The 18,742-nt window shown below is 43.6% G+C and carries 12 protein-coding genes; 9 read left to right on the plus strand and 3 right to left on the minus strand.

The window, feature by feature from the left end; all coding sequences use genetic code 11:
- Window positions 1-9: 9 nt before the first annotated feature.
- The 4 genes from MKY54_RS06805 to MKY54_RS06820 all read left to right on the plus strand — a co-directional run bounded on the left by MKY54_RS06805 (window position 10) and on the right by MKY54_RS06820 (window position 4,085).
- On the plus strand, window positions 10-1,548 hold the full coding sequence (locus tag MKY54_RS06805; protein WP_036679500.1) for an ABC transporter ATP-binding protein: 1,539 nt from the start codon (window positions 10-12) through the stop codon (window positions 1,546-1,548).
- The gene (locus MKY54_RS06810) at window positions 1,541-2,614 is read left to right on the plus strand and encodes an ABC transporter permease (protein WP_076107269.1); all 1,074 of its coding nucleotides are present in this window, start codon (window positions 1,541-1,543) and stop codon (window positions 2,612-2,614) included. Before MKY54_RS06805 ends, MKY54_RS06810 begins: the two co-directional genes overlap by 8 nt.
- A complete protein-coding gene (locus MKY54_RS06815) occupies window positions 2,615-3,571 on the plus strand; it encodes an ABC transporter permease (RefSeq protein ID WP_036679496.1) in 957 nt (318 codons plus the stop codon). It abuts the gene before it with no gap.
- 184 nt (window positions 3,572-3,755) lie between these two features.
- Window positions 3,756-4,085, plus strand: coding sequence for a hypothetical protein (locus MKY54_RS06820; RefSeq protein ID WP_076128060.1), 330 nt, complete (start codon window positions 3,756-3,758; stop codon window positions 4,083-4,085).
- A 22-nt stretch (window positions 4,086-4,107) separates the two neighbouring features.
- Here the strand turns inward: MKY54_RS06820 and MKY54_RS06825 are convergent, their stop codons facing one another.
- Window positions 4,108-4,554 carry a GNAT family N-acetyltransferase gene (locus tag MKY54_RS06825; protein ID WP_036679492.1) on the minus strand — a complete coding sequence of 149 codons (447 nt, stop codon included), beginning with the start codon at window positions 4,552-4,554 and terminating at the stop codon, window positions 4,108-4,110.
- A 591-nt stretch (window positions 4,555-5,145) separates the two neighbouring features.
- Here MKY54_RS06825 and ilvB point away from each other — a divergent pair.
- The 5 genes from ilvB to MKY54_RS06850 all read left to right on the plus strand — a co-directional run bounded on the left by ilvB (window position 5,146) and on the right by MKY54_RS06850 (window position 14,316).
- Entirely contained in the window at window positions 5,146-6,888 is a 1,743-nt protein-coding gene (gene ilvB / locus MKY54_RS06830; RefSeq protein ID WP_248547824.1) for a biosynthetic-type acetolactate synthase large subunit, read from the plus strand.
- Window positions 6,885-7,373, plus strand: coding sequence for an acetolactate synthase small subunit (ilvN, locus tag MKY54_RS06835; protein ID WP_170914191.1), 489 nt, complete (start codon window positions 6,885-6,887; stop codon window positions 7,371-7,373). Before ilvB ends, ilvN begins: the two co-directional genes overlap by 4 nt.
- Before the next feature lie 177 nt (window positions 7,374-7,550).
- Complete coding sequence (ilvC, locus tag MKY54_RS06840) at window positions 7,551-8,543, plus strand: ketol-acid reductoisomerase (RefSeq protein WP_036679485.1); 993 nt, start codon at window positions 7,551-7,553, stop codon at window positions 8,541-8,543.
- 102 nt (window positions 8,544-8,645) lie between these two features.
- Window positions 8,646-10,187 carry a 2-isopropylmalate synthase gene (locus tag MKY54_RS06845; protein WP_038569217.1) on the plus strand — a complete coding sequence of 514 codons (1,542 nt, stop codon included), beginning with the start codon at window positions 8,646-8,648 and terminating at the stop codon, window positions 10,185-10,187.
- 286 nt (window positions 10,188-10,473) lie between these two features.
- A complete protein-coding gene (locus MKY54_RS06850) occupies window positions 10,474-14,316 on the plus strand; it encodes a collagen binding domain-containing protein (protein WP_339189967.1) in 3,843 nt (1,280 codons plus the stop codon).
- Between the two features lie 67 nt (window positions 14,317-14,383).
- Here the strand turns inward: MKY54_RS06850 and MKY54_RS06855 are convergent, their stop codons facing one another.
- Together MKY54_RS06855 and MKY54_RS06860 are read right to left on the minus strand one after the other, a co-directional pair.
- Window positions 14,384-15,529, minus strand: coding sequence for a response regulator (locus MKY54_RS06855; protein ID WP_339189968.1), 1,146 nt, complete (start codon window positions 15,527-15,529; stop codon window positions 14,384-14,386).
- Window positions 15,530-15,612: 83 nt separating this feature from the next.
- Window positions 15,613-18,711 (minus strand): ATP-binding protein, encoded by a 3,099-nt coding sequence (locus tag MKY54_RS06860; RefSeq protein WP_339189969.1) that lies wholly within the window; start codon window positions 18,709-18,711, stop codon window positions 15,613-15,615.
- Between the last annotated feature and the right edge of the window lie 31 nt (window positions 18,712-18,742).

The raw sequence follows: 18,742 nt of genomic DNA on the forward strand, positions 1-18,742 counted from the left end.
GGTGATTCCATGAGTGCTGCGGCTCCTGTCGTAGAGTTGAAGCAAATCACAAAACGCTTTCCCGGTATTGTTGCTAACGATTCCATTAGCTTGACGCTTAAAAAGGGTGAAATCCTTGCATTGCTTGGTGAGAATGGTGCAGGCAAGTCCACTTTAATGAACATTGTATTTGGATTGTATCAACCGGATGAAGGCAGTATTGAAATCGACGGGAAACCGGTTATTATTGATAACCCCAATAAAGCTATTGAGCTTGGTATTGGTATGGTTCATCAGCATTTCAAGCTTGTGGAGCCTTTTACGGTGACCGAGAATATTGTTCTTGGGATGGAGCCGAAAAAAGGTCTTAAAATTGACTATAAATCCGCTGCGGAACAGGTTCGGAAGCTATCGGAGCAATATGGCCTGCAAGTGAATCCAAATGCCGTTATTCATGACATTTCGGTAGGTATGCAGCAAAGGGTAGAAATTATGAAGACCCTGTACCGTGGAGCGGATATTCTCATATTTGATGAGCCGACCGCAGTACTTACGCCTCAAGAAATTACGGAACTCATGGCGATTATGAAGCGGCTTGTTGCAGAGGGAAAATCCATTATTTTGATCACGCATAAGCTTAAAGAAATCATGCAAATATCTGATCGGGTCACCATTATTAGACGTGGGAAAGTAATTGATACTGTGAATACCGCAGAGACCAATCCTAATGAGCTAGCTGAAAAAATGGTTGGGCGTGGCGTAACTTTTAAAGTGGACAAGAAAGCTCCTGAGGTTGGCCAATCTGTACTCAAACTGAAGGATGTCAGCAGTAAGAGTAAAGACGGGGTCTCCGTACTGGATGGTCTTAGCTTTGAAGTTAAAGCAGGGGAAATTCTCGGGATTGCTGGCGTAGATGGCAATGGACAAAGTGAGTTGATCCAGGCCATTACAGGTCTGCGCAAAATTGATTCGGGTTCGATAACCGTTTCTGGCAATGAAATTGCTAATTTATCACCGCGGAAGGTTTCAGAGATGAATGTCTCTCATATTCCTGAGGACCGCCACAAGCATGGATTAGTGCTTGATTTCACCATGAGTGAGAATATGGTTTTGGAAACCTATTATAAGAGTCCTTACAACAAAAATGGCTTTTTGCAAAATGATGTCATTGATAAGTACGCAGCGAAGCTTATAGAGCAATTTGATGTACGTACACCTTCAATAGAGACCAAAGCCCGTTCTTTATCCGGCGGAAATCAACAGAAAGCGATTATTGCGCGGGAAATAGATAAAAATCCGACATTGTTAATTGCCGCACAACCTACGCGCGGTTTAGATGTTGGGGCTATCGAATTTGTTCAGAAGCAACTCATAGCTCAGCGTGATCAAGGAAAGGCTGTTCTACTTATTTCCTTTGAATTAGACGAGATTATGAACGTCTCTGACAGAATCGCTGTTATCTATGAAGGGAAAATTGTCGGTGAAGTGTTCCCGCAAGATACGAATGATCAGGAACTGGGTCTTATGATGGCAGGCAGCTTGCAGCGGGGAGGTAAGGCAGTTGAATAAGTTCAAAAAAATCTTCACAACTGACAGCTACATCGTTCCTCTGGTTGCCATCGTGCTTGGTTTTCTTGTGGGAGCAATAGTTATGCTTCTGGGCGGTTATGATCCGATAACTGCTTACTCCGCACTGTTCAAACGGGTGTTTGGTAATTTGTATAACTTTGGTGAAGCTGTGCGCGAAATGACACCATTAATGCTCACCGGGCTAGCCGTAGCTTTCGCATTCCGTTCAGGGATGTTTAATATCGGGGCAGATGGCCAAGTAATGATTGGTATGACAGCGGCAACAGTGGTGGGTATTAAGATGGCAGGTCTGCCATCCTTCCTGCTTGTCCCGCTTGCTGTAATTATTGCGGGTGTCTGCGGTGGTTTATGGGCAGGGATTGCCGGTTATTTGAAAGCAAAACGTGGGATTAACGAAGTTATTACCACAATCATGTTAAACTGGATTGCTCTTTACCTGTCGAATTATATCGTTAGAAACTTTTTGTTGCTTCCAGGACAAAATCGTTCCGAGGATATTCCGGCCTCGCTTTCCATGACCTTTTTGAATTCGATATTTGATAATGCACGTCTACACTGGGGTACAGCTATTGCTCTTGCTGCAGCGGTATTCTTCTATGTGTACTTATGGAAGACCAAGCAGGGCTACGAAATGCGTGCAGTTGGTTACAATCCACATGCTGCCGAATATGCAGGGATGAATGTTGGACGTAACGTTATGAAGGCAATGTTCATAAGTGGTGTATTCGCCGGTCTGGCCGGAGCAGGAGAGGTGCTTGGTGTATTCCATTATCAAGCTATTTTCGCGGCATCGCCAGGATATGGATTTGATGGTATCGCTGTTGCTCTTCTTGGTTTAACACATCCACTTGGTGTTATTCTGGCTGCGATTCTCTACGGTACGCTGACTTATGGTTCTGCGGGTATGAGTTTTGCTGCAGATGTTCCACCAGAGCTTATTCGTATCGTTATTGGTTCAATCATATTCTTTATTGCGGCACAAGGGATTGTGCGCTGGGTGCTTAAGCCCTTTTACTTCAAGCGCAAGAAAGAGAAGGTGTTATAGATGGATCTGCAGACGTTAGGTCAACTGCTTAATACAACGCTTGTTTTTTCCACAGCGCTCATTTTTGCCTCACTTGGCGGCATCTTCTCTGAACGTTCCGGTGTCGTAAACATTGGACTTGAAGGTTTGATGATGTTTGGTGCCTTTGCGGCAGCAGTAGGCGGTTATTATGCTCAGGACGCTGGAATGGGCGAATGGGCTCCTTGGGTTGGTGTACTCTGTGCTATAGCTGTTGGTGTGCTAGGCTCACTAATTCATGCGGTTGCATCTATAACCTTTAAATCTGATCAGACGATTAGTGGTACGGTTATTAACTTTTTAGCTGCAGGAAGCACGCTCTATATGGTAAAGCTCCTGTTTGATGGATCTGCTGAAACTCCGATCATTGATGGGTTTAGCAAGGTTGCAATTCCTGGGCTCTCCAAAATCCCAGTGATTGGTGAAGGGATTTTTAATTCCTATCCTACAACTTATCTGGCCATAATACTGGTCATCGTTATTTATTTGGTTCTGTTTAAGACGCCATTTGGATTGCGTTTGCGTGCAGTAGGTGAGCATCCAAGTGCTGCAGATACACTGGGTGTAAAAGTTAATCGGATGAGATATATCGGTGTAATGTTGAGTGGATTGATGGCGGGTATTGGTGGAGCTACAATCACTTTAACAACAACCGGAACCTTTGGACATAATACAATCTCTGGTCAAGGTTTTATCGCCATTGCAGCGATGATCTTTGGGAAATGGAATCCACTTGGTGCCTTTGGTGCAGCGGTATTCTTCGGATTCTCCCAAGCGATTCGCAACTATGTTCAATTGTATGAGTGGTCACAAAATATTCCTCAAGAGTTTATCTTTATGATCCCTTATGTACTGACTATCATCGTGCTGGTAGGGGCTGTAGGCCGTTCCTCTGCTCCTAAGGCATTAGGACAGCCATACGATCCTGGTAAGCGATAGACATGTAACTATTCAAAGCCGTATTTCCGGTCTTTTCCCGGAAATACGGCTTTTTTATTAGGATCAGCAAGGATAAACATTGAGGCAGGAGGGCAAGTGTACAGGCGAAGGTCCTTTCCATCGAATAGACTGTTTTGTAGATGATGCAAATGAGAGGCGTACAAAACATTTAGGAGGGGATCATATGACTAAGCCAGTTACGAAGAAGCAGGTTATGAGACTCGTGGGTAAGCAGATCATTGCAGTAAAAAAGGACGGTACTCAGGTGACAGGGAAACTGCTTCGTGTATCCGGAAATCGTCTGATATTACAACGCGTAAGTGGTAAAAAAGTACAAACCAAAGCAATCATTCCTTTAGTGTTGTTTGATTTGCTAGCCATTGGTACAGCACCTTATGCTTTTGGTGGTGGCTATGGCGGTGGAGCGCCTTATGGCGGAGGTCCTGGCTATGGCAATCCTTATGGAGGTTACGGGTACGGAGGCACACCCTATCCACCTTTCGGATTCTTTTAAGTTCAGTTGAAATTTGATTTAACTAGATGAACCTTTTCTCCAATTCGTAACAGAAGCTTAGGGATTGATAACGGGCTACGCTGTAGCCCAATTTTTGATAAAAGGCAAGAGCTGCTGTGTTTCCTAAATCGACGGATACCTTAGCCCGATGACATCCGCGTGATAGTGCAAATCGTTCTGCTCGATCCATGAGCATATTCCCCAAGTGTTTGCGCCGTGCTGCGGGTGCTATGGCTAACATATCGATATAAAGTAAATCACCATGCAGCAGGAAATGGACAAACCCCATTGGATCACTCTCATAGTCGGGACAGGCGACTAAGGTGATACCGTGTCCCAGACGACGGGGGATATCTTTTTTGATTTTGGCAATTTCAGTCTTTGGTAAATGAGATAATGGTACAAGCTGTCGCTCGATTAAATCAAGGATAATGACGTCATCCTGCTTGGGTCGACGATAACGGATCATAGAGCGCCCCCTTTCTACGCATTGTCGTACATCATATGTCGGGAGCGTGGTGGGGGTTCCCAGCACGTAGAAGTAGGAGTTGTGACAATATTAAAAATAAGGGTATTGACTTATCCATGTTAGGAATCATATAATGTGTCTAAACATTTTATCGAACATACATGTATCGGCAATGATGAGGACGAAGTTTTAAGGGCTCTTTTGCTCAGAGAGTGTGAGGATCTGCTGCAACCTCCACCGAAATCCCTTATATACGAGCTCACCTCGGAGCTGTTTTCCTGAAAGGTCCACTGGCTAGAGTGGTGGAATTATTAGGGGAAATCGTTTAGTCCGCGTTAGGGACTTCAGGTTACAGAGATTAGGGCCCTTGCCTACATCGATGGATTTTTGTATACCTGATAAGGCGTTGCATCGCGAGATGTAATGCAAACATGGGTGGTACCACGGAAGATCAACCTTTCGTCCCTCACGCGCTAATACTGTGCGTGGGAGGCGAAAGGTTTTTTTGTTTTATAAGGAACCATTTGCTGATGTATAAAGGACGGTCCGTCATTTGCATAATGAATGTTAAATATCGGAGGAGGAATACTGATGAGCGCGCAAATACCGGAATTACGGTCTACTGAGCAGTTAAAAGAAAAATGGATGGAGCCGGAGGTCATTTCCGGTTCCGAGATATTACTCCGCAGCCTTGTATTAGAAGGTGTAGACACTGTATTCGGATATCCGGGTGGAGCTGTACTGTACATCTATGATGCATTGTACGGTTTTACGGATTTCAATCACGTGTTAACACGTCATGAGCAAGGTGCTATTCATGCAGCTGACGGTTACGCTAGAGCAAGTGGCAAACCAGGGGTATGTATAGCTACCTCAGGTCCCGGAGCAACGAATCTTGTAACAGGTATTGCTACAGCATATATGGACTCCACTCCATTGGTTGTAATCACAGGTAACGTATTCTCCAGCCTGATCGGTACAGATGCTTTCCAGGAAGCAGACATTACCGGGATAACGATGCCAATCACTAAGCATAGCTACTTTGTAAGAGATGTTGAGGATCTCCCGCGTGTTATACATGAAGCTTTTCATGTGGCGAATACCGGTCGTAAAGGTCCAGTGTTGATCGATATTCCGAAAGACGTGTCAGCAGCGAAGACGTTGTTCACACCAGTGAAAACAGTGAATCTTCGGGGCTACAATCCTTGTACAGTTCCAAACAAACTGCAGCTTGATAAATTGGTTCGTGCGATTGCGGTTGCTGAACGTCCGATCATCATTGCAGGTGGTGGAGTTATTTACTCCGGAGCACATGAAGCTATGTTCGAATTCGTGAAACGGACAGAGATTCCAATTACTACAACCTTGCTGGGTCTCGGAGCTTTCCCTAGTGCAGAAGAACTTTGGATGGGAATGCCGGGTATGCATGGTACGTATACCGCGAATAATGCGATCCAACAGTGCGATTTGCTCATTAATATCGGTGCACGTTTTGATGACCGTGTTACTGGCAGACTGGACGGCTTCGCGCCAAAAGCCAAAATCGTGCATATCGATATCGATCCTGCAGAAATCGGGAAAAATGTATCGCCTGATATTCCGATTGTAGGCGATGTAAAAACTGTATTGGAAATGCTGAATCCTGAGGTTGGCCGCGCAGCTAATGCTGATGCTTGGAGAACACAGATTGCTCAGTGGAAGCTAGATCAGCCGCTTCGGTATAGGGATTCAGAAACAGAGCTTAAACCACAATGGGTGATTGAAATGATCAATGACACCACTAAAGGTGAAGCGATTGTTACAACGGATGTTGGTCAGCATCAAATGTGGGCTGCACAATACTATAAGTTCAATCATCCGCGTTCATGGATTACTTCAGGCGGTCTTGGAACGATGGGCTTCGGATTCCCGTCAGCTATCGGTGCACAGATGGCACATCCTGAACGGCTGGTAGTATCCATTAATGGTGATGGCGGCATGCAAATGTGTTCCCAAGAGCTAGCGATATGTGCGATTAACAATATACCAGTCAAAATTGTAGTAATTAACAATCAGGTGCTTGGCATGGTTCGCCAATGGCAGAATCTTATCTATGATAAACGTTACAGCTTTACAGACCTCGCAGGCAGTCCGGACTTCGTTAAGCTGGCTGAGGCCTATGGTGTAAAAGGTCTACGGGCGACGAATAAGGAAGAAGCACGTGATGCATGGCAGAAAGCACTGGAAACACCGGGTCCAGTATTGGTAGAATTCGTTGTTCCAAAAGACGAGAATGTCTACCCGATGGTAACTCAAGGTTCAACCATCGATCATATGCTGATGGGGGATGAATAACAGTGACAAGACATACGATTTCTGTACTCGTAAATGACCAGCCGGGTGTGCTTCAACGGGTGTCGGGTTTGTTCGGTCGCCGCGGATTTAATATTGAGAGTATAACGGTTGGCCAGTCTGAAGAGGTTGGATTGTCCCGGATGGTTATCGTTACTCTTGGAGACCAGCATACGCTTGAACAAATCGAGAAGCAGCTCTACAAGTTAATTGATGTAATTAAAGTCGTTGATCTTGGATCTAAGCCAATGGTTGCTCGTGAGCTGGCTCTGATTAAAGTGAATGCTGATCCAAGTGAGCGTCCGGAAATTATGGGCGTTGTAGAAACCTTCCGGGCTTCAGTTGTTGACATTGGCAGCACTACATTGTTAGTACAGGTAGTTGGAGATACAGTGAAGATTGATGCGATGATCGAGCTTTTGAAACCTTATGGAATCAGAGAGCTGTCTCGCACGGGTATTACGGCTATGGTACGCGGTAACTCTTAAATATTTTATTTTGCGACTTTAACGGATTACTGCTTGATTGCATTAATCTGATATGATATGAATGAACTTCCCGCTAAAGAGCGGGAGCTTGAGGAGCAGCTAGATCTTCTATGAATCCAGTTCTCTTGAAGCACCCGCTCTTTATGATGGGTCTCAAATTAAAGGAGGATATTGACAATGGCAGTTACAACGTACTATGAACAGGATGCAGAACTTAGTGTATTAAAAGGAAAGACAATTGCGGTAATCGGGTACGGTAGCCAAGGACATGCCCAAGCACAAAACCTGCGTGACAGTGGTCTTCAAGTTGTCATCGGTCTTCGTGAAGGTAAATCTTTTGAAACTGCGAAAAATGACGGTTTTGAAGTATTGCCAGTAGCTGAAGCAGTATCCCGTGCAGATGTTGTGCAAATCCTAATGCCAGATGAAACACAGGCTTCGGTATATAAAAATGAAGTAGAACCAAACCTTAAAAAAGGCGCAGCTTTGATGTTCTCCCACGGCTTTAACGTACACTTTGGACAAATCGTTGCTCCTAAAGATGCAGACGTGTTGCTTGTAGCACCAAAATCTCCAGGTCACATGGTTCGTCGTACTTATGTTGAAGGCTTTGGCGTTCCTGGCTTGATTGCTATCGAACAAGATGCAACTGGAAAAGCTAAAGAAATCGGTCTTGCTTATGCAAAAGGTATCGGCTGTACACGCGCAGGGGTTATCGAAACTTCCTTCCGTGAAGAAACCGAAACTGACTTGTTCGGTGAACAAGCTGTACTTTGCGGTGGTGTATCCGCACTGATCAAAGCTGGCTTCGAAACATTGACTGAAGCAGGATATGCTCCTGAGATGGCTTACTTCGAATGTCTGCACGAATTGAAGCTGATCGTTGACATGGTATACGAAGGCGGATTGTCCAGCATGCGCGATTCCATCAGTAACACTGCTGAGTACGGTGACTATGTAACTGGACCACGCATTGTAACTGAAGATACTAAAAAAGCTATGAAAGCTGTTCTGACAGATATTCAAGAAGGTAAATTCGCTCGTGACTTTATCCTTGAGAACCAATCCGGACGTGCTTTCCTTACCGCTACTCGCCGCAACGAAGCTGCTCACCCAGTAGAAGTTGTAGGTAGCCAATTGCGTGAAATGATGCACTGGATTAAGAAATAATCATAATCATACTTATGATTAAATAGTATTACCTTCAAATGCGGCCGTGACTTTGCGAGCCGCATTTGAGAGTTTCAGCACAATTTTTGGGAGGTGCTTAGCATGCGGAAAATTTATGTGTTCGATACGACACTACGAGATGGAGAGCAGTCACCAGGTGTGAACCTCAACACGCGTGAGAAAGTGGAGATCGCTTATCAGTTAGAGAAGCTGGGAATTGATCGCATGGAAGCGGGTTTTCCTGCAGCTTCTCCAGGTGATCTAGCTTCTGTTAATGCGGTGGCAAGAGCTGTGAAGAACGTCACGGTAATCGGCCTTTCTCGTTCTAGAGAGACAGATATTGATGCTGTAAAAGAAGCACTACAGGGAGCGCAGGACCCTTGTATTCATATTTTTCTGGCTACATCTCCTATTCACCGCCAGCATAAGCTACGGATGGATAAGGCTCAGGTGCTGGAAACTGCACAGTCTGCTATCCGATACGCTAAAAAATATTTCCCTAAGCTCGAGTTTTCATTAGAAGACGCGGGACGTACGGAGTATGATTTCATGGCTGAAATGGTCGGCATGGCTATCCGGGAAGGCGCTAATGTTGTTAATATCCCGGATACTGTAGGTTATTTGAATCCTTCGGAGTACGGAGCTATCTTTAAATATCTAAAAGAGAATGTGCCTGATATTGAACGCGTACAGCTTAGTGCCCATTGTCATAACGATCTTGGTATGGCTACAGCAAATACGCTGGCTGCGATTCAGAATGGTGCAGATCAGATCGAAGGAACGATCAACGGTATCGGTGAACGTGCCGGGAACACAGCGATTGAGGAAGTTGCGCTAGCGCTTGAGACACGGGCTGAATTTTTTGGCGCAAAAACATCGCTTACGTTATCCGAGATCTCTCGCACAAGCCGTCTGGTCAGCAAGCTGACAGGTATGGTGGTTCCAGGGAATAAAGCGATTGTAGGAGCTAACGCATTTGCTCATGAATCGGGTATTCACCAGGACGGGATGCTGAAAGAGAAAACTACCTACGAGATCATGACACCGGAGACTATTGGACTTAAAGAGAGCAAGCTGGTACTCGGCAAACACTCTGGACGGCACGCTTTCCGCGATAAGTTGAGTGATCTTGGGTATGATTTGTCCGAAGAAGAGCTGAACACCGCTTTTTCTAGATTTAAGGATTTGGCAGATAAGAAAAAAGAAGTATCAGATGAAGACATTTTGGCTTTGATTGAAGAGAAATTAATTGATACGCCAGAAGTCTTTAAGCTGCAAACGATGTTCGTTACTTATGGTAATGAAGCTGTTCCAACCGCCAAGGTTATTATTGCGGGTCCGGAAGACCAGCCGATTGTAGCTGAGGCCGAAGGTAATGGTTCAGTAGATGCCATCTACAATGCTATTGATAAAGCCACGAATGAGGAAGTTACCCTTGGAGATTATTCGATTAAATCGGTCTCCCGTGGTAAAGATGCGCAGGGTGAGGTTCATGTGGTGCTTTCGCAGGGAGAAGTAGCTGCACAAGGCCGTGGACTTAGCACCGATATTCTAGAAGCAAGTGCCCGCGCTTATATTGATGCGCTGAACAAGCTTCTGGAGAAGCGTAAGACTTACACCAAACGTGATCACGCTAGTCTATAAGATGTACAATGTTATTTTTATTTTCCACTAAGTAGTAAATACGACAGGGATATGCGAGTTATTGCGCATATCCCTGTTTTTTTTGCAATAAAAAGATCTCCAAGACTGTAATAGGACGCTGTTCAGATTATGTATAGATGGACTATTTACAATAGTTGTTAGGTTGCAAATTTATATCATGAGAAAGCGTCAAGGAGGTTAATGCGGGGGAGTAGAGTACGGGATTCAAAGGATAAAGCTTAGGAAAAGCACGATAAACGGAGTGACAAAGGAGGCATTTTTAATAATGTTATCAAAAAAGAAAATTAGCGCATTGCTCGTAGTATTCTTGCTTGTGACGCAATGGGCTTACAGCTTTGGCTTTGGAGTCAATTCGCAGGCATATGCGAGTGGCAACGGTACTGTAATTGGAGATGACCTCATTACTAGTGTTACGCTTGCTGTATACACCGATGATAAATACACAAATACGGTTACAGAAAGTGTATATGAACTTGATTCCTATTCGGAATTGAACTATACATGGTCACTTCCAGATGGGCATGGATATAAGGATGGGTCCACCTATACCTTTGATCTTCCAACACAGTTTGAACTTTATAACGATCTGAATGGTGATCTTATTTTTGACGATGAGCCTGTAGGGACTTATACCGTCGACAAAAATACTAACCGCGTTGTATTTACATTTAATGCTTATATCGAAACCCACGATAAAGTGGGAGGGACTTTCTCCGTTAGGTCGCTTTTGAGCTCCAAGAAAATTACAGGCTCCACGAAGCAAACCCTGATTTTCCCGATACAAGGCGGTACTCAGACCATTGAGCTTAATTTTAAGCCGAAGGTTAGCTCTACTATAGAAAAAGACGGTTCGCCTAAGCCGCAGTATTATAACCCAACAAGCATCGCTTGGACGGTTGATGTGAATAAGGCACTGGAAAGCGTAAAAAATGCAGTGGTCACAGACACACTCCCTGCGGGATTATCACTGAATACGGTATCTATTGCTGTTTATGAGCTTGATGTGAAGGTCGATGGGACTGTGAGTCTTGGCAATCTAGTGGACAGCAGCAAGTATGATGTGACAGGATCCACTTTGGGAGAGTTAAAGCTGAAATTTGCGGATAACCCGCTTACTAAAGCTTACCGGATTGGCTTCTCTACGGATATTACTGGTACTGGTGTAGATGCGAAAACCTTTTTGAATGAGGCAGTCTTAACAGGAGATAACGGATTTTCTAAAAAGGCTAGCACTACAGTTACAGTAGGACGTGGCAAACCACTATCGAAAGAGTCCACCAATTACGATGCAGCGAATCAGGTGATTTCCTGGGCTGTTAATTTCAATTACAATGAAAAAACAATTTCAGCGGCAAATGCTATTTTGAAGGATACATTCAATAACACTCAAGATCTAATTCTCAACTCGGTTAAAATTTATCCTGTAACGATCGACAGTAATGGCAACGGGGTTAAAGGCGCGGAAATCGCTTCAAGCGAATATACAATAACTCCAACAACTGCAACGGGATTAAATGGTTTTGATCTGAAATTTAACAATGATATAAATTCTGCCTACCGTATTGAATATCAGACAAAGGCAAACGGCAGAGTATTTGTTGATGGTCAGATTACGAACAAGATTACTTATGATGGAAAAACAGAAACGGGTTACAGTGATATCAAGCAGCAAATTCTCCATAAAAATTATAGTAACGTTAATTATGCGACTAAGACCCTCGATTGGACTATCCAAATTAACGATGACAGCAAGACTATGGAAAATCTAGTGGTGACAGATACTTTTGGCAATGCTGGATTAAAGCTTGTCCCGGGTACATTAAAGGTTCAACTAACTAAAGGTGGAACTGCTACCGTCCATAGTGTTGTTTACAATGCGCATGATCCGGTTGCAGTAAACGATGGATTTGTGATTACTTTTAATGCGCCGATAAATGAGCCTTACACAATTACTTATACAACAAGCTTTAACTATGATTGGCTGGCTCCGGGCAAAACTCAATTCACTAATACAGGTGCACTCGATTGGAAAGAAACGGTTAATGGGGTGCAGGAGTCTAAGCATAAAGAAGCGACCGTAACCTTTAATCCAAGAGATGAGGTTAAAAACAATGGGAAGAAGAGTGGTTCCTACAATGCTGTAACTAAGGAAATCACTTGGAACATTGGGGCTAATTATAATCAGAAAACGTTAATCCAAGCTCAACTGGTTGATACCATTTCAGCTGGCCAAGTTGTAAATATGGATTCTGTGAAAGTGAATAAATGGGAGTATGGAAAGGATGGAAATCCTTCTCCTCAAGCTAGTGTGAATTCCGCGGACTATAAAGTGGAGCTGGATGGCAGTGAGCTGAAGGTGACATTTAATAAAACGATTAATTATGCGTTCTACGTCACTTTCAAAACAACGTTCGCGGATCAAGCGATTGATTCAAATGAAATTAAAAATACAGCTACTTTATATGACGGTGCGAAAGTAGAGTCCGCTAAACTGCAAGCTTCTGTTAATATCCCTCAGGGCGGGGAATACGTTAACAAAGAAGGTGCGCAGGATGGCAATAAAATTCATTGGACGATTTACATCAACCGTAACCAATCTTTTGTAAAAGAAGCGGTAATTACGGATATTCCAAGCGACAATCAAATCCTGCTGTCCAATACATTCCATGTCTACAAAACGAAAGTTGCAAGCAATGGGGATGTAACATCGACCAACCAAGAATTGGTGAGTGGTACAGATTATAAGCTGGAAATCACTACGGATAATGACGGAAAAGAAAGCTTTAAGCTTAGTTTCCTGAAGGATATTTCCGAAGCTTATATTTTGAAATATGACTCCCTGATCACAGCACAAAACAATGATAAGGTAACCAATCAGGTTAGTTTCGATGGTAAAAACATCAAGGTAGTTCCAGGTGTAAGCACCGAGGAAATTATCGTTAAGCTCTCTAGCGGCTCCGGCACAGGAAGCGGCGTAAGAGGACCGTTGACGATTACCAAAGTAGAAGACGGGAATACGAGTAAGGTGTTAAGTGGGGCCGTTTTTGATCTGTATCGGGTAGTTGATGCCGATAAGATCTGGATTAAGGAAGGCACTACGGATACAAACGGGATACTTGAATTTACCAAACTGACAGGTGGGAAATATGTATTAATTGAGAAAACAGCGCCTGCTGGTTATGTTCTTGATCAAACACCACATGAAGTGACTATTTCTTCGACGACAGGGATAAGCCTAGAGGTAAAAAACAAAGTTCCGACACCAACAGCAACGCCTATACCGACCGTAACGCCAGCACCAACGGTAACACCAACGTCGACGCCGACAGCAACACCAACGTCGACGCCGACAGCAACACCAACGTCGACGCCGACAGCAACACCAACGTCGACGCCGACAGCAACACCAACGTCGACGCCAACAGCAACGCCAACGTCGACGCCGACAGCAACACCAACGTCGACGCCGACAGCAACACCAACGTCGACGCCGACAGCAACACCAACGTCTACTCCAGAGGAACCGACAGGTCCTATCTGGACACCATCACCGACTCCGGAAGTAGTCGTTACTTCTACGCCAACGGCAACACCAGTTGTGGTGGCAACACCTTCGCCAACACCGATGGTAACGCCAGTGTCGACGGCAACGCCAACAGCTACTCCAAGCCAGCCTGTGGCAACTAGTACGCCTGTTGTTCCGCAGGTAACTCCACCTGTGCAGAAAGAGATTACCAATGAAGATGTTCCTATTGAAGGTGAAATTCCACTTGGGGGAGTGCCAAGCCTGGGAGATGAGCCGGGACATGGTAAAGTAATTATTACTAAGGATGGCAAATGGGTCTACACACCTGATCCGGGCTATATTGGTAAAGATAAGTTCACCATTATTGTTACAGATGAGAATGGAAATGAAGAAGAAATCCTCATAGAGATTGATGTGGAGGAAGTACCAAAGGGTACAGTCACTAAGCCAGGAAATAACAGCAATAAACCGACTCAGCTTCCGAAAACAGGAGAAGACAGCGCGTTTCCGATCTACTTGGTTGGTGGGAGTCTAGTACTTTTAGGGTTTGTATTAACAAGACGATTCAAACGTAATAACTAGGAAGGTAATAATAAAGACACCCGGTTTTATCCGGGTGTCTTTATTATGTCTTGATAGGTTATTTAGCTCATCGCACTCTATGGTTAAGCTGCTCCCATTGCTCGTACCATTGCTCAACGCTGGCTGGAAGGCCAAGGTTAAGTTCCTTTTGGAACAAATCCTTGAGCAGCTTGTACTGCTCTTCCACAGCGGAACGTTCTCCAATACTGTCGTAGACCTTCATTAATCCTAAATGCCCTTGTTCAAAATAAGGCTGTAGCTGCACTACTCGTTGATAGACAGTAACGGCCTCGGCAATTCTGTTGCTTTCTATATAAAATTGGGCTATGCCCATTGCATGGTGCAGCCAAATGGTACGAAGGCGTTGCCGCTCACTTTCAGCCCATAAATAATCATAATCGTCAAAGTAATCTCCAGAATAAAGCTCGAATAAAACTTGATGCTCCGCACAATTAACTTCACTGATGGTTTCCAGAGCCAGGATACCCTGTTCCCACTTATCTACATCAATCAACATTGATCCGGTTTCAAGGGTATAGCCTTCCCCCCCGCTAAGGTTGCTGATATGCAGGTCGACTTCATTCTGCTTTAAGCATTGCCGGACTTGATAAATTGTTGTATAGAGATGGGTAGAGGCCTTTTTCAGATTGAAGTCTGGCCACAGCAGTTCAATCAGCATGTCTTTACTTACGAAGCGGTTGCGATTATGGAGCAAAAAGGCAAATAACTCTTGGGCCTTAGAGGTTCTCCAACGCAGATTATTCAGAGATTGTCCGCCTCGTTCAAAACGAAGCGATTGAAGACAACGAATGGTTACCTCTTCTTTTGCAATTATGAGTTTTGGTGCAAGTGCTAATCTTTCTTCTAACCGCTGGACAGCTTTCAATAGTCGGTCATTTCGCACAGGCTTCAAAATATAATCGAGCGCATTAATCTCAAAAGCTTCCACAGCATAATGGTTATACGCGGTAACGAAGATAATATTTGCATTTGGACAGGCCTCTTGGAGCATCTCCGCAGCTTGAAGACCATTAATTTCAGGCATTTCAATATCAATAAAAATAACGTCAGGATGATAAGACGGAGCCTCTTGAATGGCCTGTGAGGGGTCCGTATAGGAAGCGGCTATATGTAAAGATGGTATTTTTTTTAACATAAACTCTAATTTCACAAGGGCAAGCCGTTCATCGTCAACTAATATTGCCTGAATCATTATTAATCACCACTCAGATATAGTATTTTAGCCAAAATACGTCGAATCCTTACTTGATATTTCGGTTCACAATAGTTTGTCTGTTAATCAGAAAGTTTTCGAAGCGGATTTTTTTTGTCAGAAGGAATAATAAAACTCACAGAAGTTCCTTTCCCTTCGGAGCTTTTAATCTGCAGCCCTTTTCCGTAGACCCGCAGCAGCCGTTTATGTGTATTTAAAAATCCGATTCCTCTTGCATCATTAGACGGATTGCTGAGCAACTGCTGGAGTTGTTCGTTTTTCATGCCTTGGCCATTGTCTGATATCGTGATTTCAATATCGCCAGCTTGTTCCTTGATGGTTATGGACACCGTTCCTCCTTGGGAGCGACTCAAAATACCATGCCGGACAGCATTTTCAACCAGTGGCTGTATAGTCAGAGGCGGCAGCTGAAAATGCAAGCTTTCCTCATAATCCCAAAGAATGGTCATCCTATCTTCAAAGCGCTCCTTTTCTATGTAGAGGTAGGCATGAACAAGCTCAAGCTCTCGTTCAATCGGTATCATAGGCTCAGCATTCAGGAAATTGAAGCTTAAACGCAAATAAGAGCTGAAGGCATCCACAAGGTGACTCATTCTATTAATATCAAAAGAAGCCAGCGCGGATATTGAATTTAATGTGTTGAACAAGAAATGTGGTTGTATTTGCGCTTGAAGATAGGCAGCTTCCACACGAAGCCGTTCGTTTACGGACTGTTTTAGATCTGTTAAGGAGCGTACACGGGCCTTCAGCTCTATTGCATTCATAGGCTTCATTACATAGTCATTTGCACCTGAAATAAAACCGGTATAAATATCTTCCGCTTGGCCTCGTGCCGTCAGAAGCAGAATGGGAAGCTCAGCAATGGTGTAACGTTCACGAATTCTATGCGCCAGCTCATACCCGGACATTTGTGGCATCATTACATCTGTAATAATTAAATCCCACTGAACGGTATCCAGCAATAGTAAAGCATCGTTTCCGCTGGTCACCGTAACGATTTCATAGTCCTTGATGGAAAGTACGTTGGTAAGTATTTTTAGATTAACCTGATCATCATCTACAGCCAGAAGCTTGGGTCTCCTTCCATGGTCTGATGAAACGATACCCGGTGCGGTTAATTTGGATAAAGTGATCATAGATGGCGTGTCTGAGAATTCAGTCATAGAGGGCAGTTCTGAACTCAATACCCGGCTGGTTGAATCGTATAATGGCATTGTGAATGTAAAGGTAGTACCTTCTCCAAGTGTAGAGACTACACTTATTTTCCCGCCGTGAAGTTCAACTAACTGCTTGCTGGTGCTTAATCCAAGCCCGATGCCACCGCTAACTTCGTTCATGCTGGAATCGCCCTGTTCATAGGGCTGGAAAGCTCTGAGCAACGTCTCCTCGTTCATGCCAAGACCCGTATCCGTAATATGAATCTGCGCCGATTTTTTATGAATATCTGCATGGATTCTTATCGTGCCTACAGTCGTATATTTAACAGCATTTTGAAGCAGATTGAACAAGATCTGAATGAGTCTTTTTTCATCAGCCACAATAGAAGGGAATGAATCTGGTATTTCTGAGATTAAGGTTAAAGATTTCCCTTCCGTTAAGAATTTGAGCATATCAAGCACACCCACTGCGAAGGATTGGATCTTAAGTTCTCTGAGCTGCAATTGTATATTGCTTTCACGGAGCTGGGATTGATCCAGCAGATCGTCTACCAGAAGAGACATACGTCTTCCAACGGTAATGAGCAGTTTTAAATTCTCAGCATTTTGATGCGTTACAGTGTCACGCTCGCTGTCCAGGACAGTTTCGGCAATGTTAATGATACTGTACAGCGGATTTTTTAATTCATGTGAGGTGTTAGCCAAAAAAGCATCCTTTTGTGTAACACTTCTCTGCAGGCTGTGCGCCAGTTTTTCTGTCTCCTTGGTATTCCAGTGATATCGCTTAAATCCAAAAGTCGCAAAGCACAAAAAGGCGATAATTAGATCAAAAGGATAATAGGTAACGTTAACCCAGTTATAATTCTTGAACATTCCCCAAAGTGTGCTGTTAACGATGGCAAACATAGATAACAACAGGAAAATAGAGCCTTCGTAATTTTTAATAATAGATCTCAGAAAAAGAATTACGACACCTAATGCTAAAACTAATAAATTTATGCCGAAAATCAGTGTGTGAAATTCATAATAGTGAACAACGGGTCCAAATAATATGAACAGGATGTCTACTACGGACAGGATGGTTAGGATACGAATACTTTTTATTTTTAAATCCGCGAACAAAAGATGTTTGCTTGTCTGCAGGATAAAAATAAATACAGCAATATAAGAGATGTAAAATAGTTTGAAATTCCATTGATAGTTCAAGGGAAATACGTGCAATAGAAGCCTGTCATCATCTATGAGTACGGTAGTTATAGCGGATATTACCAGTAGAAAAAAATAGATCAACATCTTTTGCCGCAGCCCAATTATATATAAAATAACAGCATATACAGCGTGCAGTATTAGAACAACACATAATAGCAACTGTAGGCTAATAGAGAGCAGTCTTTCCTGTGTTAAAGCTTTTTCGCTGCCAAATACAATCGTTTTAGAAATTCCTCCCGTTTGGGAAAAGGAATAGTTGGCTACATGGATCACAATTTCAAGTTCACTTTTATCGGTTGTAAAGGATACTGAATAAGGCAGTATGTACGGAATATAGTGTTCTTTACTCTCAGCAGGAGTGCCAGAGCTGTCCAGCCGTTCACCGTTGATATACACTTCTGAAGAGGACCGAGCTCCGGAAATTAGAAGACTATAGGATTGCTTCTTATGATTATCTGTTAGGACACGTAGCCGATAGGAGCCGTAGCCATAAGCAGATTTATCGCTATCGCTAAGGGCATCTTTCCAGTTCCCCGGGACTTGTATATATTTTGCAGGAGCAGCAGTTACAGATTGTTCGTTGAATGAAGGAAGCAGCATACCCGGATAGAACTCCCACTGCCCACTTAAAATAAGGAGTTTGTCCTGATTCCATTGTTTATCCCGTAAATCCAACACACCATTGATCAGTGGTGGTTGTGTGGTGTGCGGAGAAATCTTTACCCATAGGATACGGAATCCAGTGAGTATAATAAGAAACAATGCGATAATTAAGAAGAGTTTTCTTTTAGTCATAGTAGTTAAACATTATTCGACAACAAACTAT

The sequence above is a fragment of the Paenibacillus sp. FSL P2-0121 genome (assembly GCF_037975345.1).
Classification (GTDB): Bacteria; Bacillota; Bacilli; order Paenibacillales; family Paenibacillaceae; genus Paenibacillus_AQ; species Paenibacillus_AQ odorifer.

Coding starts and splice junctions, on each gene's coding strand:
- MKY54_RS06805 (WP_036679500.1), top strand. CDS start 10: ATGAGTGCTGCGGCTCCTGTCGTAGAGTTGAAGCAAATCACAAAACGC.
- MKY54_RS06815 (WP_036679496.1), top strand. CDS start 2,615: ATGGATCTGCAGACGTTAGGTCAACTGCTTAATACAACGCTTGTTTTT.
- MKY54_RS06820 (WP_076128060.1), top strand. CDS start 3,756: ATGACTAAGCCAGTTACGAAGAAGCAGGTTATGAGACTCGTGGGTAAG.
- MKY54_RS06825 (WP_036679492.1), bottom strand. CDS start 4,554: ATGATCCGTTATCGTCGACCCAAGCAGGATGACGTCATTATCCTTGAT.
- ilvB (WP_248547824.1), top strand. CDS start 5,146: ATGAGCGCGCAAATACCGGAATTACGGTCTACTGAGCAGTTAAAAGAA.
- ilvC (WP_036679485.1), top strand. CDS start 7,551: ATGGCAGTTACAACGTACTATGAACAGGATGCAGAACTTAGTGTATTA.
- MKY54_RS06845 (WP_038569217.1), top strand. CDS start 8,646: ATGCGGAAAATTTATGTGTTCGATACGACACTACGAGATGGAGAGCAG.
- MKY54_RS06850 (WP_339189967.1), top strand. CDS start 10,474: ATGTTATCAAAAAAGAAAATTAGCGCATTGCTCGTAGTATTCTTGCTT.
- MKY54_RS06855 (WP_339189968.1), bottom strand. CDS start 15,529: ATGATTCAGGCAATATTAGTTGACGATGAACGGCTTGCCCTTGTGAAA.
- MKY54_RS06860 (WP_339189969.1), bottom strand. CDS start 18,711: ATGACTAAAAGAAAACTCTTCTTAATTATCGCATTGTTTCTTATTATA.